Genomic DNA, 24350 nt, shown 5'->3' on the forward strand with positions numbered 1-24350 from the left:
GATCTGAGCAGGACGCCGACACAGCCTGCGGGGGGTGCCAGGTGAGTGCTTCACGGCGTAGTGGAACCACCGATGAACTGGGGCCCGACGAGCCCGACGGGGCCGATCTGCTGGCCGCGCTGCTCGACGGGATGGATGCCGCGCTCTGCGCGTTCGACGCCGACGGGGTGGTGACCCACTGGAACCGGGAGGCCGAGCGGATTCTCGGCTGGTCGGCGGCGGAGGCCGTCGGGCGGCAGGGGTTCGCGGGGTGGGCCGTGCGGTCCGCCGACGCCGAGGAGGTCCAGGAGCGGCTGCTGGCCGCCATGCACGGGGCGGGGCGGCAGGTCCATGAATTCGCCCTGGTCACCAAGGACGGCGGCCGGGTCCTCGTGCGGACCCAGTCCGCTGCCGTGCGCGGGGCCGACGGGAAGCCCGCGGGGGTGTACTGCGCCTTCAGCGAGGTGCACGCGCAGATCGATCTGGAGCGGTCCATCGCCCTGAGCGAGGCGCTGTTCGAGGACGCCGCGTGGGGCGTGGTGCTCGTCGACGCCGATCTGCGGCCCGCCGTGGTCAACGCGCATGCCGCGCGGGCGCTCGGTTCCGGGCGCACCGCCGTGCTCGGGCGGCCGCTGGGCGAGCTGATCTCGCAGGGCGTGGAGGAGCTGGAGGGCGCGCTCGCGCACGTGCTGTCGGAGGGGGCGCCGCCGTCGCCGACGGAGGTGTGGGTGACGGTACGGGCACCCGCCGACCAGCACGACAAACACGGAAAACAGGAGCGGCGGTGCTGGCGGAGCGGGTTCGTGCGGCTCGCGTCCCCGCTCGCGGAGGAGCCGGTGCCGCTCGGCGTCGGCTGGCTGTTCCAGGACGTGACCGAGTCCAAGCAGACCGAGCAGGAGGCCGCGCAGCTGCGGTTCCGGGCGCATCAGCTGCACCGGGCGGCGCGGGCCGCCGCCGAGTGCGAGGATCCCGCCGAGGCGGCGACGGTGCACCTGGACTTCGCGCTCGCCGGGTTCGCCGATCATGCCGTGATCGATCTGCTGGTGAGCGAGGAGCCCGTACGCCTCGTGCGGGCCGCCGCGACGCCTTCGGGGGCGCCCGGGCCGGGCCTGCTGGTGACGCGCGGGGCGCTGCCTGTGCGGTACGCGGAGGGGCATCCGGCGGTGCAGTGCGTGGAGCGGGCCGGTTCCGTGCGGGCCGCTGCCGCGAGCACCGACGACGAGGTGGCCTGGGCCGCGGCCCGGCAGTGGCCGGAGGGGAGCCGGCACGCGTTGTGCGCTGTGCTGCGCAGTCGGGGGCGGACGCTGGGGGTGGTGACGTTTTTGCGGGGTGGGAGCCGTGTGCGGTTTGAGCGTGGGGACGCGATGTATGCGGAGAGTGTGGCCGCGCTGATCGCGGGCGCGGTGGATCTGACGGGCTGAGGGCCGTCGGGGGGCGCGTGTTCGTCTGCGGGTGCGTGGGGGCTGGTGTGCGCAGTTCCCCGCGCCCCTTTTCGGGTTGTCGTTCGCCTGCGGGCCGGTGGCCGCTTCTCGCGCAGTTCCCCGCGCCCCTGAGGCAGGCGCTTCGCGCCGCCTCCCCTCGGAGGCTGCGCTTCGCGCCGCCTCCCCTCGGAGGCTGCGCTTCGCGCGCCTCCACCCTGGGGCAGGAGCGCACCTCCGCCTTGGGTGGGGGCGCGCCTTGATGGAGGTAGCGCACGAAGTGCGCATCTCCAGGGGCGCGGGGAACTGCGCGAGAAGCGGCCACCGGCCCGCGGACGAACACGGGTCCGGGGTGCGCTCTAGTGCTGGTAGAAGATTCGGTCCCGGTACTCGTCGAAGACCTTGGCGTTCCAGGCGTGGCCCCCGTCCACGTTCCCCGAGCGCAGCAGCGGAGGCTGGACACCGCGGTCGGCGAGGGTGGCGGCGCAGGTGGCCAGGGTGGCCTGCATCAGGGCGCTGGTGGTGACGGTGGAGGCCGAGGCGAAGGGGGCGTCCACGCCCTCGTAGGTGAGCTCGGCGTCGCCCACGGCGATCTTGGAGTCGAGGATCACGTCACAGTGGTCGCGCAGGTACGTGCCGGAGGTGTGCCGGGACCGGGGCGCGTCGGGGCCGGTCGCGTAGGACAGGGACGTGACGCCGATGACCTTCAGGCCGAGCGCGCGGGCGTTCATGGCCATCTCGACAGGGAGGGCGTTGCGGCCCGAGAGGGAGATGATCACCAGGGCGTCGCCGGCCTTGGCGGGGCTGGCGTCCAGGACCGCGGCCGCGAGCCCGTCCACCCGCTCCAGGGCGGAGCCGAGGGTCGCCGGCATGACGTCGACGCCGACCGCGCCGGGCACGGCGAGGAGGTTCATCAGGGCGAGGCTTCCGGCCCGGTAGACGACGTCCTGCGCGGCGAGCGAGGAGTGGCCCGCGCCGAACGCGAAGAGGCGGCCGCCCGCGGTGACGGTGTCGGCGAGCAGGGTGCCGGCCGCGCCGATGTTCTCCGCCTCCTCGTCCCGGACCCGCTCCAGGAGGGCGATCGAGACGTCGAGGTACTGCGCTGCCAGTGTGCTGCTGTCGCTCATCGGCGTAGCCCCTTGGGTCTGACGGTGCTGCTCCATGTCGCGGATCACCGTGCGGTCTGGACCAGTGCTCTGTCAATACACCCCCGGAGCGTGCCGGACCCCTTGTTTCCCCGGGGTTCTCCTGGCGCGGCACGGTTGTCAGCGGTATGCGTCAGAATTGACGTCAGGGCCAGCGCAATCGCTGTGCGGCCAGCCAGCGGGGCTGCCGCGTAGCTACACAGCTATACGAGGGGCACGTATGTCCGGACTGATCGACACCACGGAGATGTACCTCCGCACCATCCTCGAGCTTGAGGAGGAAGGTGTGGTCCCCATGCGCGCCCGGATCGCCGAGCGGCTCGACCAGAGCGGCCCGACGGTCAGCCAGACCGTGGCCCGGATGGAGCGGGACGGCCTGGTCGCCGTCGCCGCCGACCGGCATCTGGAGCTGACCGACGAGGGGCGGCGCCTGGCGACGCGCGTCATGCGCAAGCACCGGCTCGCCGAGTGTCTGCTGGTCGACGTGATCGGCCTGGAGTGGGAGCAGGTGCACGCGGAGGCCTGCCGCTGGGAGCACGTGATGAGTGAGGCGGTGGAGCGGCGCGTCCTCGAGCTGCTGCGCCACCCGACGGAGTCGCCGTACGGGAACCCGATTCCGGGCCTGGAGGAGCTGGGCGAGAAGGACGGCGCGGACCCGTTCCTCGACGAGGGCATGGTCTCGCTCGCCGATCTCGACGCGAGCGGGGACGGCATGACCGTCGTCGTGCGCCGCATCGGCGAGCCGATCCAGACGGACGCGCAGCTGATGTACACGCTGCGCCGGGCGGGTGTGCAGCCCGGTTCCGTGGTCAGTGTGACGCAGTCGCCCGGCGGGGTCCTGGTGGGCAGCAGCGGTGAGGCGGCGGAGCTGGAGTCGGAGATCGCGTCGCACGTCTTCGTGGCCAAGCGCTGATCCGCGTACCGCGCGTGAAGTGTGTGCCGCGGTGGCGCCCGTGCGCCGCGTGGGGCTGACGGCGCCCGCGCGGCGACGCTCCGGGGACTGACGTCAACTTCAGTGACACCAGGGTGAGTTGACGGATGTTCGCGCACGCTGCGGGTTCGTACAGAAAGCAAGATTCACTGTGCGGAATCGCAGCGCTCCGACGCTCTGCGTGCAAGGCTGTCGCGTGAGGCATATGACCGGAGGAGGCCTGGGATGGACCGGCCGTTCGGGGCGCGACGGGCTCGCGGGAAGCGGGAGCAGCCCGGCCCGACGGATGTTCATGCCCGTCACGCAGAGGGCCCCGGCGCCTTACGGCGCCGGGGCCTGTCCTCCCCTGTCCTGACCCGGAGCCCCGAGCTCCCAGGGTCATTCCCTTCGGACCGTTTTCCCCGAGCGGTCCGCCCCCCGAGGAAGAGATCCCCTCGGTGGCGCCGGTCATTCCTTGAGGGTTGTCACTCGAACGAGGGGTGTTACCGGGGAGCACCACGTTATCGAAAAAAGGTTCGATAACGTGCACGGGTACGCGAGTGCAGGCGCGACCACAAGGGGGTGCCAGGGCCTATGGCACGGCGCATCGACGTGACCGGAGCGGGCGGGGTCCGCCTGGCGGCCTGGGAGTACGCCGACCCTCCCAAGGCGGCCGAGGCCGGACGCGGCCCGGGGGTGCTGTTACTGCACGGTCTGATGGGCCGGGCGTCCCATTGGGCCGGTACGGCGCGCTGGCTGGCCGAGCGCCATCGGGCGGTCGCGCTCGACCAGCGCGGGCACGGACAGAGCGACAAACCGACGCAGGGCCCGTTCGACCGCGAGGCGTATGTGCTGGACGCGGAGGCGGCGCTGGTGCAGCTCGGGCTTGAGCCCGCGGTGCTGATCGGGCATTCGATGGGGGCGCTGACGGCCTGGCAACTGGCCGCGCGGCGCCCCGATCTCGTCCGCGGCCTGGTGATCTGCGACATGCGGGCCTCCGCGCTGGGCGCCGCCTCCCAGCGGGAGTGGGAGGACTGGTTCAAGGCGTGGCCGCTGCCGTTCGCGACGCTCGCGGACGTCCGCAAGTGGTTCGGGGAGGACGATCCCTGGGTGGAGCGGCCGAATCCGGCGCGCGGGGAGTTCTACGCCGAGGTGATGACGGAGTCGGACGACGGGTGGCGGCCCGTCTTCTCGCGCCGCCAGATGCTGACCGCGCGCTCCACGTGGGTGTACGACGCGCACTGGGAGGAGCTGGCGGCCGTGCGGTGTCCCGCGCTGGTCGTGCGGGGGCTTGACGGGCAGTTGGGGCGGGCGGAGGCGCAGGAGATGGTGCGGGTGCTGCCGCGGGGGGAGTATGCCGAGGTGGCTGATGCCGGGCATCTCGTCCACTACGACCAGCCTGCGGCGTGGCGGGCTGCCATCGAGCCGTTTCTGGACGGGGTCCTGGCGGGGCGCTAGGGGGGTACGTGGTTCCCGTGCGGGTGCGCCGTGGGTGGTCGCGCCGTTCCCCGCGCCCCTTATCGGGTTGTCGGACGGGTGCCGGCCGGTGGCCGCTTCTCGCGCCGTTCCCCGCGCCCCTTATCCGGTTGTCGGACGGGTGCCGGCCGGTGGCCGCTTCTCGCGCCGTTCCCCGCGCCCCTTATCCGGTCGTCGGACGGGTGCCGGCCGGTGGCCGCTTCTCGCGCCGTTCCCCGCGCCCCTGAGGCAGGCGCTTCGCGCCGCCTCTCCTCGGAGGCTGCGCTTCGCGCGCCTCCACCTGAGGCAGGGGCCACGCCTCCGCCTGGGTGGGTGGCGCGCCTTGATGGAGACAGCGCACGAAGTGCGCATCTCCAGGGGCGCGGGGAACTGCGCGAGAAGCGGCCACCGGGCCGCACCCGAAGAACTGCTCAGGGGCGCGGGGAACTGCGCGACCAGCCACGACGAGAGCCGCACTCGGCCGACGGCCCAGGGGCGCGGGGAACTGCGCGGGAAGCGGCCACCGGGCCGGGCGCGACCGACGTACGCCCGTTACGGGCTGAGGCGTTCGACCCGCCAGGCCGGCCCGGTCAGGGCGTAGCGGAGGCGGTCGTGGAGGCGGTTTTGTCGGCCCTGCCAGAATTCGATCGACTCCGGGTGCACCCGGAAGCCGCCCCAGTGGTCGGGCACCGGGACCGTGGTCCCGGGCGGATAGCGCCGGGTCAGTTCGGCGTACCCGGTGTCCAGGTCGGCCCGTGAGGCCAGCACGGAGGACTGCGCACTGGCCCACGCCCCGAGCTGCGACCCGTGCGGCCGGGAATGGAAGTACGCCTCGGTCTCCGACCGCGACGTCCGCACCGCCGTCCCCGTCACCAGGACCTGCCGGCTCATCGGATGCCAGGGGAAGAGCAGCGCGACGTGCCCGTTGACGGCGAGCTCGCGGGCCTTGCGGGAGCCGTAGTTGGTGTAGAAGACGAAGCCGTCGTCGTCGTAGGACTTCAGGAGCACGGTGCGTGAGCTGGGGCGGCCCTCGGCGTCGGCGGTGGAGACCACCATCGCGTTCGGCTCGGCCAGCGGGGAGCCGGGGGCGGCCGCCTGCTTGAACCAGCGTGTGAACTGCTGCATGGGGTGCGGGGCGAGGTCGGACTCGTACAGACCGCCGTCCTGGGGGCTGTACTGCTCCCGCATGGTGGCGGGGTCGGGTGTGTCGTTCACGGCGTCATCCTGCCGGACGGCCGGGCGCGACCGCATACGGAGTGAAACATGGCACTGAGTGCCGCGAGCCCTCGCCAAGTGTGGCACCGAGGTCTATCTTCCAAGTGCCGAAACGGTTGAGCAGCCTGACCCACGGGGCATCACCGGGAGACCTGTCCACGCACTAAGAGGAGCCGCCTCATGTCCGACTTCGACCCGTCCTTCGTACCCGGCCTCGAAGGCGTCGTGGCGTTCGAGACGGAGATCGCCGAACCGGACAAGGAGGGCGGCGCTCTGCGGTACAGGGGCGTCGACATCGAGGATCTGGTCGGCCATGTGTCGTTCGGGAACGTGTGGGGGCTGCTGGTCGACGGGGCCTTCGATCCCGGTCTGCCGCCCGCCGAGCCGTTCCCGATCCCGGTCCATTCCGGTGACATCCGCGTCGACGTGCAGTCCGCGCTGGCCATGCTGGCGCCCGTATGGGGTCTGAAGCCGCTGCTCGACATCGACGAGCGGCGGGCCCGTGACGATCTGGCGCGCGCCGCTGTCATGGCGTTGTCGTACGTCGCCCAGTCGGCCCGCGGGCAGGGTGTGGCGATGGTGCCGCAGAGCGAGATCGACAAGGCGCAGTCGGTCGTCGAGCGGTTCATGATCCGCTGGCGCGGGGAGCCGGACCCCAAGCACGTCGCGGCCGTCGACGCGTACTGGACGTCGGCCGCCGAGCACGGGATGAACGCGTCGACGTTCACGGCGCGGGTCATCGCGTCCACCGGGGCCGATGTCGCGGCCGCGCTGTCGGGGGCCGTCGGGGCCATGTCCGGGCCGCTGCACGGAGGTGCGCCGTCGCGGGTGCTCGGCATGATCGAGGAGATCGAGCGGACCGGGGACGCCGAGGCGTACGTCAAGCGGGCGCTGGACAAGGGTGAGCGGCTGATGGGGTTCGGGCACCGGGTCTACCGGGCCGAGGATCCGCGTGCGCGGGTGCTTCGCAGGACTGCGCGGGAGTTGGGGGCGCCGCGGTTCGAGGTCGCCGAGGCGTTGGAGAAGGCGGCGCTGGCCGAGTTGCACGCGCGTCGTCCCGACCGCGTGCTCGCTACGAACGTGGAGTTCTGGGCGGCCATCGTGCTCGACTTCGCCGAGGTGCCGGCGCACATGTTCACGTCGATGTTCACCTGTGCGCGGACGGCGGGGTGGTCGGCGCACATTCTTGAGCAGAAGCGCACTGGGCGCCTGGTCCGGCCGTCGGCCCGCTACGTCGGCCCGGCGTCCCGGTCGCCCCGGGACATCACGGGGTATGCCGATATCGCCGATTAGCTCGGTCGGTTGCGGTCCGGTTGGCGGCTGCGGGTGCGTGGGGGCTGGTGTGCGCAGTTCCCCGCGCCCCTTTTCGGGTTGTCGTTCAGCTGCGGGCCGGTGGCCGCTTCTCGCGCAGTTCCCCGCGCCCCTGAGGCAGGCGCTTCGCGCCGCCTCCCCTCGGAGGCTGCGCTACGCGCGCCTCCACACGGGGCAGCGGGGCGCGCCTCCCATCGGGGCCAGGGGCGCCCCTCCACCCGGGGCAAGGGACGCGCCACCACCCGAGACAGGGGCCGCACCTCCACCTTGGGTGAGTGGCGCGCCTTGATGGAGAAAGCGCACGAAGTGCGCATCTCCAGGGGCGCGGGGAACTGCGCGACCAGCCACGACGAGACCCGCACCCGACAACAAGGGCGAGCGCAGCTCGCTTTCAGGGGCGCGGGGAACTGCGCGACCAGCCTCCACCGGGCCGCAGACGGTACTCAGCCCGCCCCCCGCGGCAGCGCCAGCGCGTGGTCGACCAGTGTCGTCCACTCCGTGACGACCCGGGAGCGGCGGGCGGCGTCGTCTGTCAGGAGGTTGGCGAGGCCCAGGCCGCGGGCCATGTCGAGGAGGCCCTGGACCACCTCCCGCACTCCGGGCACGGCCTCGTCGGCATCGAGGAGTTCCACCGCGATGCGGTGGGTCTCGCGGCCGACCCGGGCTTCGAGGTCGACGACGCGGCCCCCGAGCTGCGGCTCGTTCGACGCGGCGACCCACAGATGCAGCGCGGCCCGGAACAGCGGCCCGGTGTAGAGGTCGACCAGGGCGGCGACGGCCTCGGCCCGCCCCTGCGGACGCAGCCCGCGCAGGGCGGTGGAGCGTTCCTCGGCGACGTACTCGACGGCCGCCGTGAACAGGTCCTCGCGGGTCGGGAAGTGGTGCTGGGCGGCGCCCCTGGACACCCCGGCGTGCTCGGCGACGACGGAGACGGTGGAGCCGGACCAGCCGCGCTCGGCCAGGCACGCCACCGCGGACTCCAGGAGCTTGCGCCGCGTCGCGCGCGAACGGTCCTGTTTGGGCGGGGTCACAACACCCATGCGGGGTCCCGTCGTTCGAGGAAGGCTGTCATCCCTTCCCGGGCCTGGTCGGAGGAGAACAGCCGCGCCGACAGCGCCGTCAGCGCCTCCGCGTCCCGGTCGAGGGCTTGAAGGACCTTAACCGTGAGCAGCTTCTTCGTCTCGGCCAGGGCGTCCGGCGCGGACCGGCGCAGCCCGTCGAGGACCGGTTCGAGCGCGCTGTCCACGGAGTCGGCCGCAGCGGTCACCAGGCCGATCCGGGCCGCCTCCGCCGCGTCGAACCGCTCCCCCGTCAGGTAGTAGCGGGCCACCGCCCGCGGGTCGACGCGGGGCAGCAGCGGCATCGAGATGACGGCGGGCGCCACCCCGATGCGTACCTCGGTGAAGGCGAAGGAGGCGCGGGCGGAGGCCGCCGCGATGTCGCAGGCGCCCACCACCCCCAGGCCGCCCGCCCGTACGTGCCCGTCGACCCGCGCCAGCACCGGCTTGTCCAGCGCCACGACGGTCCGCAACAGGCCCACCAGCGCGTCCGGGTCCGGCGGGTCGCGCAGATCGGCGCCCGAGCAGAACGTGTTACCGGTATGGCTGAGCACGACGGCGCGGGTGTCGCCGTCCGACCCGGCCCCCCGCAACCGCTCGGTCAGCTCCCCGACCAGCGCCGACGACAGGGCGTTGCGATTGTCGGGCGAGTCCAGGGTCAGGGTCGTGACGCCGCGCTCGTGCGCGTACTGGACCAGATTTCCGGCAGGCATGGGCTCCCCCTCGGTGGGACTCGGCAGCGATCAGTACGACTTCGGCAGGCCCAGCGTCTGGTGGGACACGTAGTTGAGGATCATTTCGCGGCTGACCGGCGCGATCCGTGCCACCCGCGATCCGGTGATGAGCGAGGCGAGGCCGAACTCGCGGGTCAGGCCGTTGCCGCCGAGGGTGTGCACGGACTGGTCGACGGCGCGCACGCAGGCCTCGGCGGCGGCGTACTTGGCCATGTTGGCGGCCTCACCGGCGCCGATGTCGTCGCCCGCGTCGTACAGGGTGGCCGCCTTCTGCATCATCAGGCGGGCCAGTTCCAGCTCGATGTGGACCTGGGCGAGGGGGTGGGCGATGGCCTGGTGGGCGCCGATGGGGGACTTCCAGACGGTGCGGTCGCGGGCGTACTCGACGGCGCGGCCGAGCGCGTAGCGGCCCATGCCGATCGCGAAGGCGGCCGTCATGATCCGCTCGGGGTTGAGCCCGGCGAACAGCTGGAGCAGGCCCGCGTCCTCGTCGCCGACGAGGGCGTCGGCGGGCAGCCGGACGTCGTCGAGGGTCAGCTCCCACTGCTTCTCGGGCGCCTGGAGTTCCATGTCGATCTGTTGGCGGCCGAAGCCCTCCGTGTCGCGCGGCACGATGAAGAGGCACGGTTTGAGGCTGCCGGTACGGGCGTCGGAGGTGCGGCCCACGATGAGGGTGGCGTCGGCGATGTCGACGCCGGAGATGAACACCTTGCGGCCGGTGAGGACCCACGAGCCGTCGTCGTCGCGGCGGGCCGTGGTCGTGATCCGGTGCGAGTTGGAGCCGGCGTCGGGCTCGGTGATGCCGAACGCCATGGTGCGGCTGCCGTCGGCGAGTCCGGGCAGCCAGGCGCGCTTCTGCTCCTCGGTGCCGAACCGGGAGATGACCGTGCCGCAGATCGCGGGCGACACCACCATCATCAGGAGGGGGGACCCGGCCGCTCCCAACTCTTCCAGGACTATGGAGAGTTCGCCGATGCCGCCGCCTCCGCCGCCGTACTCCTCGGGGAGGTTCACGCCGAGGTAGCCGAGTTTGGCGGCTTCGGCCCACAGTTCCTCGGGGTGGCCGCCGGCGCTGGTGATCCGGGTCATGTACGCGCGGCCGAACCGCTTGCCGAGGGCGGCGACGGCGGCGCGCAGGGCGCGGTGCTCTTCGGTTTCGAGGACGGGAGCGTTCACGACTGTTCCTCCTGGACGACGGCGAGCAGGGCGCCGACCTCGACCTGGTGGCCGACGAGGGCGTGCAGGGCGGTGAGCGTTCCGGAGGCGGGAGAGGAGATGCGGTGCTCCATCTTCATGGCCTCCAGCCAGATCAGGGGCTGCCCGGCGGTGACGGCCGAGCCCTCGCCGAGCCCTTCGGCGACGCGGACGACGGTGCCGGGCATGGGCGCGAGGAGGGAGCCGGGGGCGCGCTGCTCGCTGGGGTCGGTGAAGCGGGGCAGGGCGATGAGGGCGGCGCCGTTCACGTACACCCGGCCGTCGTCGTACACCCGGCCGTCGGCGTACGCGGCGACGTCGAACGTCCTGCGGATGCCGCCGATGTCGAGGACGACGCGGTCGGGTGCCGCGTGCAGGACACGGACGTCGGCGGTGTCGTGGAGGGTGACTTCCACGGTGTTCGCGTTCGGCTCCGGGTCCGTGCCGCCGCGGGCGGACGAGACGCCGGTGGCTTCCAGGCCGTGCCGGGTGTGCCGGTAGCGCACCTCGTAGGCGGTGTCGTGCGGGACGCTGCGGTAGCTCCTGCTGTGCGGCTGCGACGGCACGTTGCGGAAGCCGCCGAAGCGCGAGGTCCCGGCGGACGCCGCGGCCAGGGCGGCGGCGAGCGGTGCGTACGGGTCCTCGGCGGGCGCGGTGAGGGCGTCGAGGTGCCGCTCGTAGAACCCGGTGTCCATGCGGGCGGCCGTGAACTCGGGGTGGCGCAGTGAGCGGACGAGCAGGTCGCGGTTGGTGACGGGACCGTGCACGGCGGCCCGTTCCAGGGCGCCGGCGAGCGCGCGGACGGCCGCGGCGCGGGTCGGCGCGTGGGCGACGACCTTGGCGAGCATGGCGTCGTAGTGGACGCCGATGGTGTCGCCGTCGGTGTATCCGGTGTCGAGGCGGACGTGTCCGGGGACGGCGAGCCGGTGCAGGGTGCCGGTCTGCGGGGCGAATCCGGTGGCCGGGTCCTCGGCGTACAGGCGGGCCTCGACGGCGTGCCCACGCGGGTCGGGGGGCTCGGGGTCGAGCGCCTCCCCCTCGGCGATGCGCAGCTGGAGCGCGACGAGGTCGAGGCCGAACACGGCCTCGGTGACGGGGTGTTCGACCTGGAGGCGGGTGTTCATCTCCAGGAAGTGCGCGACGCCGTCCGCGACGAGGAACTCGACGGTCCCGGCGCCGACGTACGACACCGAGCGCACCGCCCGCCCCGCCAACTCGGCCAACTCAGCGGCAAGTTCCGGTCCGATACCCGGCGCCGGGGCCTCCTCGATCACCTTCTGGTGGCGGCGCTGGAGCGAGCAGTCGCGGGTGCCGAGCACCCATACGGTGCCGTGGGTGTCGGCGAGGACCTGCACCTCGACATGGCGTCCGCCCTCGACATACGGCTCGACGAAGACTTCTCCGTCCCCGAAGGCGGACAGCGCCTCGGCGCGGGCGGCCTTCAACTCGGTTTCCAGGTCGTCGAGTTCCCGTACGACACGCATGCCGCGCCCGCCGCCGCCCGCGGCCGCCTTCACGAGGACCGGCAGGTCGGTGGCGGTGACCTCGCCGAGCGGGGCGATGCCCATCAGCTCCTTGGCGCGCGTCTTGGACGCCATCGCCTCGATCGCCCCGGGCGGCGGGCCGATCCAGACGAGGCCCGCGTCGGTGACGGCGCGTGCGAAGGCGGGGTTCTCGGACAGGAACCCGTATCCGGGGTGCACGGCGTCGGCGCCCGCGTCGAGGGCGGCCTTCACGACGAGGTCGGCGCGCAGATAGGTCTCGGCGGGCGTGGCGCCGGGGAGCCGTACGGCGAGGTCCGCCTCGCGCACGTGCAGGGCGTCCGCGTCCGGGTCGGAGTGCACGGCGACGGTGCGGATGCCCAGCTCACGGCAGGTACGGAAGACGCGGCAGGCTATTTCGCCGCGGTTGGCCACAAGGACGTTCGTGATCACTTTCGGCCTCACATCCGGAAGACGCCGAAGCCGCCGCGGGCGCCTTCGTACGGTGCGGTGTGGATCGCGGACAGGCAGATGCCGAGGACGGTGCGGGTGTCGCGCGGGTCGATGACCCCGTCGTCGTAGAGCCGTCCGGACAGGAACATCGGCAGCGACTCGGTCTCGATCTGCTGCTCGACCATGGCGCGGAGACCGGCGTCGGCCTCTTCGTCGTACGGGAGTCCCTTGGCGGCGGCGGACTGCCGGGCCACGATCGACAGGACGCCCGCGAGCTGCTGCGGTCCCATGACGGCTGACTTGGCGCTGGGCCAGGCGAACAGGAAGCGGGGGTCGTAGGCCCGCCCGCACATGCCGTAGTGCCCGGCGCCGTACGAGGCGCCCATCAGCACGGACAGGTGCGGGACCCGGGAGTTGGAGACCGCGTTGATCATCATCGAGCCGTGCTTGATGATGCCGCCCTGCTCGTACTCCTTGCCGACCATGTAGCCGGTGGTGTTGTGCAGGAAGAGCAGCGGGATGTCGCGCTGGTTGGCCAACTGGATGAACTGCGCGGCCTTTTGTGACTCCTCGCTGAACAGCACGCCCTGCGCGTTGGCGAGGATGCCGACCGGGTAGCCGTGCAGTTCGGCCCAGCCGGTGACGAGCGACGCCCCGTACAGGGGCTTGAACTCGTCGAAGTCCGATCCGTCGACGATCCGGGCGATGACCTCGCGCGGGTCGAAGGGCACCTTGAGGTCGTCGGGGACGATCCCGAGCAGTTCCTCCGGGTCGTACTTGGGCGGCTCCACAGGCTGTGGACCCACCGGATCGGGATACGCCTTGCGGTGGTTGAGGCGGGCGACGACGCGGCGGGCCTGCCGGATGGCGTCCTGTTCGTCGTGCGCGAAGTGGTCGGCGAGCCCGGAGGTGCGGGCGTGCATCTCGGCGCCGCCGAGCGATTCGTCGTCGCTCTCCTCGCCGGTGGCCATCTTCACCAGCGGCGGACCGCCGAGGAACACCTTCGCCCGGTCCTTGACCATGATGACGTGGTCGGACATGCCGGGGATGTACGCGCCGCCCGCCGTGGAGTTGCCGAAGACGACGGCGACGGTCGGGATCCCGGCGGCGGACAGCCGCGTGATGTCGCGGAAGATGCCGCCGCCCGGGATGAAGATCTCCTTCTGCGAGGGCAGATCGGCGCCGCCGGACTCGACGAGGGAGATGCACGGCAGGCGGTTGGCGTACGCGATCTCGTTGGCCCGCAGCGCCTTCTTCAGCGACCAGGGGTTGCTGGCGCCGCCGCGCACCGTCGGGTCGTTGGCGGTGATCAGGCACTCCACGCCCTCGACGACGCCGATGCCGGTGACGAGGGAGGCGCCCACCGTGTAGTCGCTGCCCCAGGCGGCCAGCGGCGACAGTTCGAGGAACGGCGTGTCGGGGTCGAGCAGCAGCTCGATGCGTTCGCGGGCGAGCAGCTTGCCGCGCTTGCGGTGCCGTTGGACGTATTTCTCGCCGCCCCCGTTCAGCGCCTTGGCCTGCTCGGTGTCGAGCGCGGAGATCTTGTCGAGGAGGGCGGTGCGCCGGTCGGCGTAGTCGTCGGACCGGGTGTCCAGGGCACTGGCCAGGGCGGTCACAGAAGGGCCTCCGGTAGGTCGAGGTGGCGGGAGCGCAGCCATTCGCCGAGGCCCTTGGCCTGCGGGTCGAAGCGGGCCTGCGCGGCGACGCCCTCGCCGAGGATCCCCTCGACGGTGAAGTTCAGGGCGCGCAGGTGCGGCAGGACGTGCCGGGTGACGGTCAACTCGGCTGTCTCCGGGAGGAGTTCCCGCAGCCGCTCGACGGTGAGGGTGTGCGCGAGCCACCGCCACCCGTCGTCGGACGAGGCCCATACGCCGATGTTGGCGTCGCCGCCCTTGTCGCCGCTGCGGGCCCCGGCGACGAGCCCGAGGGGCGCGCGGCGGGTGGGGCCCGGCGGCAGCGGCGCGGGCAGGTCGGGCGCGGGGACGGGGGCGAGCGGACGGGTGGGCCCGTCGGGTACCGGCACGGGGCGCCGCTCGCCGTCGGGCAGCACGGCGACGTGCGGGACGTCGGCGCGCGGCACGTACGCGGCCTCGAAGACGCCGTACGGCGAGCCCTTGCCGGGCGGCGCCGTGACGTGGAACCCGGGGTACGAGCCGAGGGCCAGCTCGACGGCGGCCCCGCTCAGCGCCCGCCCCACGGCCTCCTGCCGCTGGTCGCGGACGACGAGCCGCAGCAGCGCACTGGCGGTCTCCTCGGTGCCGGCGTCCGTCCGGTCGGTGCGGGCCAGCTCCCAGCGCACGTCGGCCGGTGCCGGTTTCGCGGCGGCGAGCGCGTCGCCCATCTGGCGTCGGACGAGGTCGGCCTTGGCGTCGATGTCGAGCCCCGTCAGCACGAACACGACTTCGTTGCGGAATCCGCCGAGCCGGTTGAGCCCGACCTTGAGGGTGGGCGGCGGCGCCTCGCCGCGCACGCCGTGGACGCGGACGCGGTCGGGCCCGTCGGCGGCGAGGCGGACGGTGTCGAGCCGGACGGTGACGTCGGGCCCGGCGTACCGGGCGCCCCCGGTCTCGTACAGGAGCTGGGCGGTGACGGTGCCGGGGTCGACGAGGCCGCCGCTGCCGGGGTGTTTGGTGATGACGGCGGAGCCGTCCTCGTGGATCTCGGCGAGCGGGAAGCCGGGCCGCACGAACGTGCCGGGGTCGTGCGCGGTGAAGTGGGCGTAGTTGCCGCCGGTGGCCTGGGTGCCGCACTCCAGGACGTGCCCGGCGACGACGGCTCCCGCGAGCCGGTCGTGGTCCTCCGGCGCCCAGCCGAAGTGCCAGGCGGCGGGCCCGCTGACCAGGGCGGCGTCGGTGACGCGCCCGGTGACGACGAGGTCGGCGCCCGCCGCCAGGCAGGCGGTGATGCCGGCGCCGCCGAGGTAGGCGTTGGCGGTGAGCGCGCCCGGGAAACGGCCGGTGGCCAGGAGGTCGTCGCCCTCGACGTGCGCGACGGCCACGGATATGCCGAGCCGTTCGGCCAACTCCCGCACGGCGTCGGCGAGTCCGGCCGGGTTGAGCCCTCCGGCATTGGCGACGATCTTCACGCCGCGCTCGACGGCGAGTCCGAGGCATTCCTCCAACTGCCGCAGAAAGGTACGGGCGTAGCCGCGTCCGGGGTCCTTCAGGCGGTCGCGGCCGAGGATGAGCATGGTCAGCTCGGCGAGATAGTCCCCGGTGAGGACGTCGAGCGGGCCGCCGTCCAGCATCTCCCGCACGGCGTCGAACCGGTCGCCGTAGAACCCTGAGGCATTGCCTATCCGCAGGGGGCGTATCGCACTCATGCGCCGGCCTTCTTCGGCGCGCGGCCCTGCCCCGGCGGCCCGGCGAAGGCCTGCGCGATGTCGAGCCAGCGGTCGGCGTCGGGGCCCTCCGCGCGGACGTCGAGGTCGTCGCGGTGGGCGCGCTGGGTGACGAGGAGGCAGAAGTCGAGCGCGCCGCCGGTGACCCGCTGCTCCGCGTCCTCCGGTCCGAGCGTCCACGATTCCCCACTGGGCAGGCGCAGTTCGACCCGGAATTCGGCACCCGGCGGCTGAAGTCCGCGCACCCCGAAGGCGAAGTCCCTGGCCCGTACGCCGATCCGGGCGATGTGCCGCAGCCGGTCGGTCGGCTCCCGAACGACGCCGAGCGCGTCGGCGACGTCCTGCCCGTGGGCCCAGGTCTCCATGAGGCGCCCGGTGGCCATGGACGCGGCGGACATGGGCGGCCCGTACCAGGGGAACTTCCGCTTCTCGGCGGCGACGGCCCGCAGCGCCGCGTCCAGCCGGGCCCGCCCGTCCCGCCACCCGGCCAGCAGCTCGCCCGGCGGCCGGGCGGCGCCCTCCTCGGCGCCGTCGTCCACGAACGACTCGGGCGCCGCGAGGGCCTTCTCGACCTCTCCGGCGAACGCGTCCGGGTCGGTCATCGCGAGCAGCGCGGCGCGGTCGGTCCAGGCGAGATGAGCGATCTGGTGGGCGACGGTCCAGCGGGCGGCCGGGGTGGGCAGGGCCCACCGCTCCGGCTCCAGCTTCTCGACCAGCGACTCAAGTGCGCGACTCTCGTCCTGCAAGTCGTCGAACACGGAAGGCAGTTCGGACACGATGCGCTCCCCTTCGGGCACGGCAGTGTGCGGCGGCGTGCCCTGGAGCATGGCAGCGGTCCGGGAAACAATCAAGCGTGCTTGCATGGAAATTACCGGGTCGGGTCCGCGCGCGGTGCCGTTCGGGGTGGCGCAGTGGGCGCCGTGGCGGGGGGCGCGGGGCGCTGCCGCGCGGGTGCGGTGAGGTGCCGGGCCAACCGCGTGAGCGGCTGAGCGGTCAGTGCGCCGGATCGGCGTCGAAGTCGCGCCGCGCCCGCTCCACCCGGTCCAGATGGACGGCGCCCCACTCGGCGAGGCCGGCGAACAGCGGGGCGAGGCTGCCGCCGAGTTCGGTGATCTCGTACTCGACGCGCGGCGGCACTTCGCGGTGGTACGTACGGAGCACGAGCCCGTCGCGCTCCATCTGGCGCAGCCGCTGCGTGAGCACCTTCGGGCTGACCGTGCCGATACGCCGCTGGAGTTCGACGAAGCGCTGCCGGCCATAGGTGTGCAGGGACCACAGGATCGGGGTGGTCCACCGGCTGAACACCAGGTCCACGACGGGCGAGACGGGGCAGGCGACCTCGGCGGGAAGCCCCGGTCCGGGCGGCAGCGGCCTGCTGCGGACGGCACCCTCGCCCCGGCTCCGAACCTCGTCCTCGGACACCCGTGTCCCCCCAGGTCAGCCACTTTCCCCTAGGTACCTACTGTACCCGCGGTGCTAGCTTCGGCGCGTCGGGGCAAGGCGCCTGCCGCGACGGTCTTCTCACTCATCTCACCTTTCTGGTAACGGAGTTGAACATGCTCGCGATCACGGTCACCGGCGCCACCGGCAACGTGGGACAGCCCCTGCTGCGAGCGCTGGCCGCGTCCGGCCGGGCCCGGGTGACGGCGGTGTCCCGCCGGGAACCCCCGGCCCCGCTGCCGGAGGGAACCGGCCACCGCGCCGCCGACCTGACCCGCCCGGACACGCTGGGCCCCGCGTTCGACGGCGCCGAGGCGCTGTTCCTGCACGACTCGGGCGCCGGCGCGCACCGGATCGGCCCGCACGACATCGTCGACGCGGCGAAGGCTGGCGGTGTCCGCCGGATCGTCCTGCTCTCCTCGCAGGGCGTGGAGACCCGCCCCGGCTCCGCCTCGCACGGCGGGGTGGCGCGGGCGCTGGAGGACGCCGTGCGCGGCTCGGGCCTGGACTGGACGGTGCTGCGGCCCGGCGGTTTCGCCTCCAACTCCTACGCGTGGGCCGAGTCGGTGCGGCTGCACCGCACGGTGGCGGCGCCGTTCGGCGACGTGGGCCTGCCGGTGATCGACCCGGCGGACATCGCCGAGGTGGCGGCGGCCGCGCTCCTCTCCGAGGCGCACATCGGCCGCACGTACGTCCTGACGGGCCCGGTCCCGACCACACCGCGGGAACGGGCTGCGGCCATCGGGGCCGCACTCGGGGAGCCGGTCCGCTTCGTCGAACAGACCCGGGCCGAGGCCCGCGCCGAGATGCTGGCGTTCATGCCGGAACCGGTGGTGGAGACGACCCTGGACATCCTGGGCGCCCCGACCGCGGCCGAGCGGCAGGTCGGCCCGGACGTGGAGCGGGTGCTCGGGCGGCCGGGCCGTACGTTCGCGCAGTGGGCGGACCGCAACGCGCAGGCCTTTCGCTGACACGGCGGTCTTCCGCTGACGCGGCGGCCTTCCGCTGACACGGCGGCCCTTTCCCTGATGTGTCGCTCCGAGACCTACTCCCGCCCCTCCGCCGTGCACACGCACACGCGGTTGCCCTCGGGGTCGGCGAGGACGGTGCAGGAGGCGTCGTAGCGGACGACGAGTTCGCCGCCTGCCGCGAGGGCCGCGCGGATGCGGGGTTCGGCCTCTTCGGGGGCGAGCCACACGTCGGGGTGCCAGCGCTGGCGGGGTGTCTCGTGGGCGTCCGTGCGCTGGAACCACACGTTGGGGACGCGCTGGGCGGGGTCCATGACGTCGCCGTGGACGACGTGGTCGGGGGATCCGGTGAGCAGCGCGGACCAGAAGGCGCCGACGCGGTCGAAGTCGGTGGCGTCGAGGCCGAGTTCGAGCTGGGTGATGTCGCCGGGGGTGGCGGGCAGGGCGTGCGCGGCGGCCAGGTCGCTCACGGTGCGGGCGAGGTCCAGGTCGGCCGGGGTCACCCAGCGGCCCCCGTCCGCGCCGACCGTGCACAGCGCCACCTCGGCGAACCCGGCGCCGAGCCTGATCTCCGGCTCCCTCCCGGCGGCCCTCGCGGCCTCGGCGACGGCGGTCACGAAGGCGGCGCCCTGCTCGATGCCGGGGACGCGGTACCGGGCGACGACCGGCTGCGCCATGCGCCGCCAGTCCCCCAGCCCGTCGGCGATGGCGGCCAGGATCTCCGGGGTACCGAGCTTGTTCGGCTCGTCCAGCTTGTTGGGCTTGGTCATGGGGCGATCCTGCCGGACCGCCCGCCTCGGCGGGGGCGGCTCAGCGCTTCTTCTTGCGCCCCACCTGGGTCCGTACCGCCCCCATGCTCGCCGCGATGACGAAGGCGATCGCCGCCGCCTCCACCCACGACAGGGCCTGGCTCAGGACGAGGAAGCCGGCGAGGGCCGCGATGGCCGGTTCCAGGCTCATCATCACGGCGAAGGTGGACGCGGGCAGGCGGCGCAGGGCGATCAGTTCCAGGGTGTAGGGCAGGACCGAGGACATCAGCGCGACGGCCGAGCCGAGGGCGATCGTCGTCGGGTCGAAGAGCTTCGGGCCCGCCGCCACCAGGCCCAGCGGGAGGCAGAGCACCGCCGCCACGGCCATCGCGAGGGCGAGCCCGTCGGCCTGCGGGAAGCGGCGGCCCGTCCGGGCGCTGAAGACGATGTACGTCGCCCACATGACGCCCGCCGCGACGGCGAAGGCGACACCGACCGGGTCGAGACCGCCGAGGCCGTCGCCCGCGCCGCCCAGCATGAAGACGCCGACCAGCGCGCAGCCCGCCCACAGCAGGTTGATCGCGCGGCGCGAGGCGATGACCGAGAGGGCCAGCGGGCCGAGCACCTCGAAGGTGACCGCGAGGCCGAGCGGGATGCGGGCCGCGGCCTGGTAGAAGAGCAGGTTCATGCCGCCCATGGCGATGCCGAACGCGATCACCGTGCCCCAGTCGGCGCGCGAGTGGCCGCGCAGCCGGGGGCGGCAGACGATCAGGAGGACCGCCGCGGCCACCACCAGGCGCAGGGTGACCACGCCGACCGCGCCCGCGCGCGGCATCAGGGTCACCGCGACCGCGCCGCCGAACTGCACCGAGACACAGCCGGCCAGGACCAGACCGACCGGGCCCAGCGCGCCCCAGCGGGTCGCCGGGGCCGCCCCGGCGCTCTCCGGCTGGACGAGCGCGGCTTCCGGCGCGGGCGCCTGGGGCTGGTCGGTGCGCGAGCCGTTCACGGGCCTCGTTCCTCTTCTCTCGTGCAGCTCCACCATCGTGCAGTGCAATATTTTCGACTTGACTGTTTACGGTACTGCACTGCGCGCCGAGCGTGAACCTCCACGCTAGAACCGCCCGGCCTGCCGCGTGAAATGACTTCTGCGCTCCCGTTATGCTCCGCAGACATGACCCGGGATCCGAGCCTGTCCCTTGAGCTGCGCCACCTGCGCTGTTTCCTCGCCGTCGCCGACGAGGCCCATGTCACCCGCGCCGCCGCCCGCCTCGGCATCACCCAGCCCGCCGTCTCGCGCACCCTCGCCGCGCTGGAGGCGGCGCTGGGTGTCCGGCTCGTCGACCGCTCCACGCATCACCTGGAGCTGACCGCCGAGGGGCGGGCGTTCCGTGCGCGGGCGGAGGTCGCCGTCGCCGCGTTCGAGGACGCGGTCGCCGTCACCCGTGCCCCGGGGCGGCCGCTGCGGCTCGGGCACGCCTGGTCGGCCGCCGGTGCCTACACCACTCCACTGCTGCGGCGCTGGAACCAGGAGCACCCCGACGTGCCACTGGAGTTGCTGCGCATCGACGACCGTACGGCCGGGCTGACCCGGGACGGCGGGAGCCGGGTCGACGTGGCCCTGTTGCGCGGGCCGGTCGACGCGCCGGATCTGGTGACCACGCTGCTGCACCGGGAGGCGCGGGTGGCGGCGCTGCCCTCCGACAGTCCGCTCGCGCGCCGCTCCGCGCTGGTGCTGGCCGATCTCCGCGATCAGGTCATCGCGCTGAACACGGTGTCCGGGACCACCACGCTCGGGCTCTGGGCGCCGGGCGCCCGGCCCACTCGGACGCTCACCGTCGCCAACACGGACGACTGGCTCGCCGCGATCGCCGCCGACCGGGGGGTGGGCGTCACGTCGACCGCGACGGTCGCCCTGCATCCTCATCCCGGGGTCGCGTACGTCCCTCTGACAGACGCGCCGGCCCTCCAGGTGGTACTGGCCCGCCGCCGGGGTCCGGGCCATCCGTCGATCCCGGACCTGATCGCCCTCGCCCTGAAGGTGACGGGAAGCTGACGCCGCGGATCACCTGACGCCCGGTGGGGGCCGGTCGCGCAGTTCCCCGCGCCCCTGAAAGGTTGACCGTCACCTGACGGCAGGTGGCCGCTTCTCGCGCAGTTCCCCGCGCCCCTGGGTTGTCGTTCGACTGACGGCCGGTGGCCGCTTCTCGCGCAGTTCCCCGCGCCCCTGAGGCAGGCGCTACGCGCCGCCTCCCCCAGAGGCTGCGCTCCGCGCGCCTCCGACCGAAGGCAAGGGGCTCACCTCCCCCCCCTGAGGCAAGGGCGCGCTTCCACCTGGGGGCAGGGGCGCACCCCCCCCTGAGCCAGGGCCGCGCCTCCACCGTGGGTGAGTGGCGCGCCTTGATGGAGAAAGCGCACGAAGTGCGCATCTCCAGGGGCGCGGGGAACTGCGCGAGAAGCGGCCACCGGCCCGCGGGCAAACGACAACCCGATAAGGGGCGCGGGGAACTGCGCGACCAGCCACGACGCAGGCCGCACGCGAACGACAACCCTCACAACCGCTCGGCCAGAACCTCGGCAAGATGCCGCCCCGCCCGCCCCCCGAGCTGCCCCAGCTGTGTCCGGCACGAGAAGCCGTCGGCCAGGACCACATCACCCGCGCCCGCGGAGCGAACGGCCGGCAGCAGCCTCTCCTCGGCGCAGGCCACCGACACCTCGTAATGACCGGCCTCGAACCCGAAGTTCCCGGCAAGGCCACAGCACCCCCCGCTCAACTCCCCTTCCAGCCCGGCCCGTTCCCGCAGACGGCGATCAGCGGCGTCACCCAGCACCGCGTGCTGATGGCAGTGCGTCTGGCCCACGACCGCCCGGTCCACCCGTGGCGGGACCCAGTCCGGAGCCAACCGCTCCAGCGCCTCGGCGAAGGTGAGCACCCGGTCCGCCAGGAGCCGGGCGCGCGGCTCGTCGGGGAGGAGTTCGGGCAGGTCGGAGCGGAGCGCCGCCGCGCAGGACGGTTCCAGGACGACGACGGGCGCCCCCGCGTCGAGCACCGGGCCCATCACCTTCAGCGTCCGCCGCAGCACCGCCCGCGCCCCGTCGAGCTGACCGGTGGAGACATAGGTGAGCCCGCAGCAGACCGGCCCCTTCGCGCGCGGCACCGGCAGCGGCACGATCCCGGCCGCCTCCAGGACCCGTACCGCCGCATGCCCCACCTGGGGGGACAAGTGCTCGGTGAAGGTGTCCGGCCACAGCGCCACCTTCGGCCCGTCGCCGCCCCGCCCACCGCCCCGCCCGCCGGACCGCCACCCCGCGCTGAACGTCGTCCGCGCCACCTTCGGGATCTCCCGCTCCGGCGCGATCCCGCCGAGCCGCTTCCCGAGCGCCCCCAACGGACCGACAGAAGCGAGGGAGTTGACGAGCCCCGCCGTCCGCGTCGCCGCCACAAGGCGCAGCCAGCGCGGCAGCCGGCCCATCGAGTAGTGCGCGGCGGGGCGGCGGCGCCCCTCGTAGTGGTGGTGCAGGAACTCCGCCTTGTACGTGGCCATGTCGACGCCCACCGGACAGTCGCTCTTGCAGCCCTTGCAGGACAGGCACAGGTCGAGCGCGTCCCGTACCTCCGTCGAGCGCCAGCCGTCGGTGACGACCTCCCCGGCGAGCATCTCGTGCAGCAGCCGGGCCCGACCGCGTGTGGAGTGCGTCTCGTCGCCGCCGGCGGCCCGGAAGGACGGGCACATCACCCCGTCCCCCGAACCGGCGTCCTCCACGCGGCACTTGGCGACGCCGACACAGCGACGTACGGCCGCCGAGAAGTCGCCGCCGTCCTGCGGGTAGCCGAAGACGACGTCCACCGGCTCGCGCGGCAGCGGGGCGAAGCGCAGGTTCTCGTCGAGGCGGGCGGGGCGCACCAGCGTCCCGGGGTTGAGGATGTCCGCCGGGTCCCAGACGTCCTTGACCCGGCCGAAGAGACCGACCAGTTCGGGGCCGTACATCTTCGGCAAGAGTTCGGCGCGGGCCTGCCCGTCGCCGTGCTCCCCGGACAGCGAGCCGCCGTGCGCGACGACGAGGGCGGCCAGGTCCTCGGAGAACCGCCGGAACCGGGCCACCCCGGCCTCCGTCAGCAGATCGAAGTCGATACGTACGTGGATGCAGCCGTCGCCGAAATGCCCGTACGGGGTGCCGCGCAGCCCGTGCTCGGTGAGCAGTGACCTGAAGTCCCTCAGATAGGGGCCCAGTTGGGCGGGCGGCACCGCGCAGTCCTCCCAGCCGGGCCATGCCTCGCTGCCGTCGGGCATCCGGGTGGCCGTGCCGGAGGCGTCCTCGCGGATCCGCCACAGTGTCCGCTGCCCGGCCGGGTCGGCGACCACCAGCGCGTCCAGTACGTCGGCGGCCCGCACGATCCGGTCGGCGGCGGCCCGCGCCTCCGCCGCCGTCGCCCCGCCGGTCTCCACGAACAGCCAGGCGCCGCCCCTGGGCAGGCCCGAACCGGCCGGGACGAGGTCGGCGGCCATCCCCTCGACGGTCAGCGGGCCGTGCGGCAGCAGACCCGCCGCCGCCTCGGCCGCCGCGCTCTCGTCCGCGTAACCGAGGACGGCGAGGGCCTTCGCGGGCGGCGCCTCGACGAGCCGCACCGTCGCCTCCGTGACCAGGCCGAGGGTGCCCTCGGTGCCGCAGAAGAAGCGGGCGAGGTCGGTGCCGTGCTCGGGGAGCAGGGCGTCCACCGCGTAACCGGAGATGCGGCGGGGAAGTCCGGCGTACGGGGCGAAGCCGGTGCGGACCGTGGCCAGTTCGCGCTCCACCAGGGCGCGCAGGCCGTCCGGGGCGCCCTGCCAGCCCTGCCCGAGCCGGTGGGCCGCGCCGTCGGAGGTGAGGACGTCGAGCGCCGCGACGCTGTCGGCGGTCGTCCCCCACGCCACGGAGTGCGAGCCGCACGAGTTGTTGCCGATCATGCCGCCGAGCGTGCAGCGGCTGTGCGTCGACGGGTCGGGGCCGAACCGCAGCCCGTGCGGGGCGGCCGCCTCCTGGAGCCGGTCGAGGACGAGTCCGGGCTGGACGACGGCCGTGCGCGCCTCGGGGTCGAGGGCGACGAGGCCGTTCATGTGGCGGGTGAAGTCGACGACGAGGCCGGTGCCGGTCGCCTGGCCCGCGATGGAGGTGCCGCCGCCGCGCCCCACGACCGGCACCCCGTACCGGCGGCACACCTCCAGGGCGGCGGCCACGTCGTCGCGGTCTCTCGGGGTCAGCACGCCGAGCGGCACCCGGCGGTAGTTGGACGCGTCCATCGTGTTGAGGGCCCGCGCGGTGACGGAGAAGTCGACACCGCCGCGCTGGGCCGTCCGCAGGTCCCGTTCCAGGCCGTCCAGATCATCCATGCCGTCCAGGATGCAGCCCCACAGGGGCCCTGAAGCCACAGGCTGACGTCCATTTTTTCACGATCCGGACCAGAACATTCCCAAACCGATCATCAACTCTCCTATAGTGACCGCGAATTGACTGAGAACCG

19 protein-coding genes are annotated in these 24350 nt (G+C 73.3%); 6 read left to right on the top strand and 13 right to left on the bottom strand.

Annotated elements, in window-relative coordinates:
- Nucleotides 1-41 precede the first annotated feature (41 nt).
- Nucleotides 42-1400, top strand: a complete 1359-nt coding sequence (locus ACFVDP_RS40950) for a PAS domain-containing protein (protein WP_383501968.1) — start codon at nucleotides 42-44, stop codon at nucleotides 1398-1400.
- Nucleotides 1401-1756: 356 nt separating this feature from the next.
- Here ACFVDP_RS40950 and ACFVDP_RS40955 read toward each other — a convergent pair whose 3' ends face one another.
- Nucleotides 1757-2524, bottom strand: coding sequence for an SIS domain-containing protein (locus tag ACFVDP_RS40955; RefSeq protein ID WP_383501971.1), 768 nt, complete (start codon nucleotides 2522-2524; stop codon nucleotides 1757-1759).
- 238 nt (nucleotides 2525-2762) lie between these two features.
- On the opposite strand from ACFVDP_RS40955, the gene ACFVDP_RS40960 reads away from it, so the two are divergent.
- Both ACFVDP_RS40960 and ACFVDP_RS40965 read left to right on the top strand, forming a co-directional pair.
- Nucleotides 2763-3455 carry a metal-dependent transcriptional regulator gene (locus ACFVDP_RS40960; RefSeq protein WP_383501974.1) on the top strand — a complete coding sequence of 231 codons (693 nt, stop codon included), beginning with the start codon at nucleotides 2763-2765 and terminating at the stop codon, nucleotides 3453-3455.
- A gap of 591 nt (nucleotides 3456-4046) precedes the next feature.
- A complete protein-coding gene (locus ACFVDP_RS40965) occupies nucleotides 4047-4910 on the top strand; it encodes an alpha/beta fold hydrolase (protein ID WP_383501977.1) in 864 nt (287 codons plus the stop codon).
- Between the two features lie 549 nt (nucleotides 4911-5459).
- Here ACFVDP_RS40965 and pdxH read toward each other — a convergent pair.
- Nucleotides 5460-6158, bottom strand: a complete 699-nt coding sequence (gene pdxH / locus ACFVDP_RS40970; RefSeq protein WP_383501980.1) for a pyridoxamine 5'-phosphate oxidase — start codon at nucleotides 6156-6158, stop codon at nucleotides 5460-5462.
- Between the two features lie 144 nt (nucleotides 6159-6302).
- On the opposite strand from pdxH, the gene ACFVDP_RS40975 reads away from it, so the two are divergent.
- Nucleotides 6303-7415, top strand: a complete 1113-nt coding sequence (locus tag ACFVDP_RS40975) for a citrate synthase 2 (RefSeq protein WP_383501983.1) — start codon at nucleotides 6303-6305, stop codon at nucleotides 7413-7415.
- 461 nt (nucleotides 7416-7876) lie between these two features.
- Here ACFVDP_RS40975 and ACFVDP_RS40980 read toward each other — a convergent pair whose 3' ends face one another.
- The 8 genes from ACFVDP_RS40980 to ACFVDP_RS41015 form a co-directional block, all read right to left on the bottom strand.
- Nucleotides 7877-8473 (bottom strand): TetR/AcrR family transcriptional regulator, encoded by a 597-nt coding sequence (locus ACFVDP_RS40980; protein ID WP_383501986.1) that lies wholly within the window; start codon nucleotides 8471-8473, stop codon nucleotides 7877-7879.
- The gene (locus ACFVDP_RS40985) at nucleotides 8461-9204 is read right to left on the bottom strand and encodes an enoyl-CoA hydratase family protein (RefSeq protein WP_383501989.1); all 744 of its coding nucleotides are present in this window, start codon (nucleotides 9202-9204) and stop codon (nucleotides 8461-8463) included. The genes ACFVDP_RS40980 and ACFVDP_RS40985 overlap by 13 nt, the downstream gene beginning before the upstream one ends.
- Nucleotides 9205-9234: 30 nt before the next feature.
- Entirely contained in the window at nucleotides 9235-10401 is a 1167-nt protein-coding gene (locus ACFVDP_RS40990; protein WP_383501992.1) for an acyl-CoA dehydrogenase family protein, read from the bottom strand.
- On the bottom strand, nucleotides 10398-12353 hold the full coding sequence (locus ACFVDP_RS40995; RefSeq protein WP_383501994.1) for an acetyl/propionyl/methylcrotonyl-CoA carboxylase subunit alpha: 1956 nt from the start codon (nucleotides 12351-12353) through the stop codon (nucleotides 10398-10400). The genes ACFVDP_RS40990 and ACFVDP_RS40995 overlap by 4 nt, the downstream gene beginning before the upstream one ends.
- A gap of 8 nt (nucleotides 12354-12361) precedes the next feature.
- The gene (locus ACFVDP_RS41000; RefSeq protein WP_383501997.1) at nucleotides 12362-13969 is read right to left on the bottom strand and encodes an acyl-CoA carboxylase subunit beta; all 1608 of its coding nucleotides are present in this window, start codon (nucleotides 13967-13969) and stop codon (nucleotides 12362-12364) included.
- On the bottom strand, nucleotides 13966-15675 hold the full coding sequence (locus ACFVDP_RS41005) for an acyclic terpene utilization AtuA family protein (protein ID WP_383502000.1): 1710 nt from the start codon (nucleotides 15673-15675) through the stop codon (nucleotides 13966-13968). Before ACFVDP_RS41005 ends, ACFVDP_RS41000 begins: the two co-directional genes overlap by 4 nt.
- A complete protein-coding gene (locus tag ACFVDP_RS41010) occupies nucleotides 15672-16469 on the bottom strand; it encodes a TIGR03084 family metal-binding protein (protein WP_383502003.1) in 798 nt (265 codons plus the stop codon). Before ACFVDP_RS41010 ends, ACFVDP_RS41005 begins: the two co-directional genes overlap by 4 nt.
- 217 nt (nucleotides 16470-16686) lie before the next feature.
- Nucleotides 16687-17061: a winged helix-turn-helix transcriptional regulator gene (locus tag ACFVDP_RS41015; RefSeq protein WP_383502109.1), complete on the bottom strand. Its 375-nt coding sequence runs from the start codon at nucleotides 17059-17061 to the stop codon at nucleotides 16687-16689.
- Nucleotides 17062-17249: 188 nt separating this feature from the next.
- Between ACFVDP_RS41015 and ACFVDP_RS41020 the strand changes: the two genes are divergently transcribed.
- On the top strand, nucleotides 17250-18104 hold the full coding sequence (locus ACFVDP_RS41020; protein ID WP_383502005.1) for an NAD(P)H-binding protein: 855 nt from the start codon (nucleotides 17250-17252) through the stop codon (nucleotides 18102-18104).
- 74 nt (nucleotides 18105-18178) lie between these two features.
- Here ACFVDP_RS41020 and ACFVDP_RS41025 read toward each other — a convergent pair whose 3' ends face one another.
- A complete protein-coding gene (locus tag ACFVDP_RS41025; protein WP_383502008.1) occupies nucleotides 18179-18871 on the bottom strand; it encodes a VOC family protein in 693 nt (230 codons plus the stop codon).
- Nucleotides 18872-18911: 40 nt separating this feature from the next.
- Nucleotides 18912-19895, bottom strand: coding sequence for a DMT family transporter (locus tag ACFVDP_RS41030; RefSeq protein WP_383502010.1), 984 nt, complete (start codon nucleotides 19893-19895; stop codon nucleotides 18912-18914).
- 129 nt (nucleotides 19896-20024) lie between these two features.
- Between ACFVDP_RS41030 and ACFVDP_RS41035 the strand changes: the two genes are divergently transcribed.
- Nucleotides 20025-20906, top strand: a complete 882-nt coding sequence (locus tag ACFVDP_RS41035; protein WP_383502013.1) for a LysR family transcriptional regulator — start codon at nucleotides 20025-20027, stop codon at nucleotides 20904-20906.
- Nucleotides 20907-21402: 496 nt separating this feature from the next.
- On the opposite strand, the gene ACFVDP_RS41040 is transcribed toward ACFVDP_RS41035, so the two are convergent.
- Nucleotides 21403-24219, bottom strand: a complete 2817-nt coding sequence (locus ACFVDP_RS41040; protein WP_383502016.1) for an FAD-binding and (Fe-S)-binding domain-containing protein — start codon at nucleotides 24217-24219, stop codon at nucleotides 21403-21405.
- Nucleotides 24220-24350 lie beyond the last annotated feature (131 nt).

Source organism: Streptomyces sp. NPDC057694 (assembly GCF_042799415.1).
Classification (GTDB): domain Bacteria; phylum Actinomycetota; class Actinomycetes; order Streptomycetales; family Streptomycetaceae; genus Streptomyces.

Coding starts and splice junctions, on each gene's coding strand:
- ACFVDP_RS41035 (WP_383502013.1), top strand. CDS start 20,025: ATGACCCGGGATCCGAGCCTGTCCCTTGAGCTGCGCCACCTGCGCTGT.
- ACFVDP_RS40965 (WP_383501977.1), top strand. CDS start 4,047: ATGGCACGGCGCATCGACGTGACCGGAGCGGGCGGGGTCCGCCTGGCG.
- ACFVDP_RS40980 (WP_383501986.1), bottom strand. CDS start 8,473: ATGGGTGTTGTGACCCCGCCCAAACAGGACCGTTCGCGCGCGACGCGG.
- pdxH (WP_383501980.1), bottom strand. CDS start 6,158: ATGCGGTCGCGCCCGGCCGTCCGGCAGGATGACGCCGTGAACGACACA.
- ACFVDP_RS41030 (WP_383502010.1), bottom strand. CDS start 19,895: ATGGTGGAGCTGCACGAGAGAAGAGGAACGAGGCCCGTGAACGGCTCG.
- ACFVDP_RS40955 (WP_383501971.1), bottom strand. CDS start 2,524: ATGAGCGACAGCAGCACACTGGCAGCGCAGTACCTCGACGTCTCGATC.
- ACFVDP_RS41005 (WP_383502000.1), bottom strand. CDS start 15,675: ATGAGTGCGATACGCCCCCTGCGGATAGGCAATGCCTCAGGGTTCTAC.
- ACFVDP_RS41040 (WP_383502016.1), bottom strand. CDS start 24,219: ATGGATGATCTGGACGGCCTGGAACGGGACCTGCGGACGGCCCAGCGC.
- ACFVDP_RS40960 (WP_383501974.1), top strand. CDS start 2,763: ATGTCCGGACTGATCGACACCACGGAGATGTACCTCCGCACCATCCTC.
- ACFVDP_RS40985 (WP_383501989.1), bottom strand. CDS start 9,204: ATGCCTGCCGGAAATCTGGTCCAGTACGCGCACGAGCGCGGCGTCACG.
- ACFVDP_RS41020 (WP_383502005.1), top strand. CDS start 17,250: ATGCTCGCGATCACGGTCACCGGCGCCACCGGCAACGTGGGACAGCCC.
- ACFVDP_RS40975 (WP_383501983.1), top strand. CDS start 6,303: ATGTCCGACTTCGACCCGTCCTTCGTACCCGGCCTCGAAGGCGTCGTG.
- ACFVDP_RS41025 (WP_383502008.1), bottom strand. CDS start 18,871: ATGACCAAGCCCAACAAGCTGGACGAGCCGAACAAGCTCGGTACCCCG.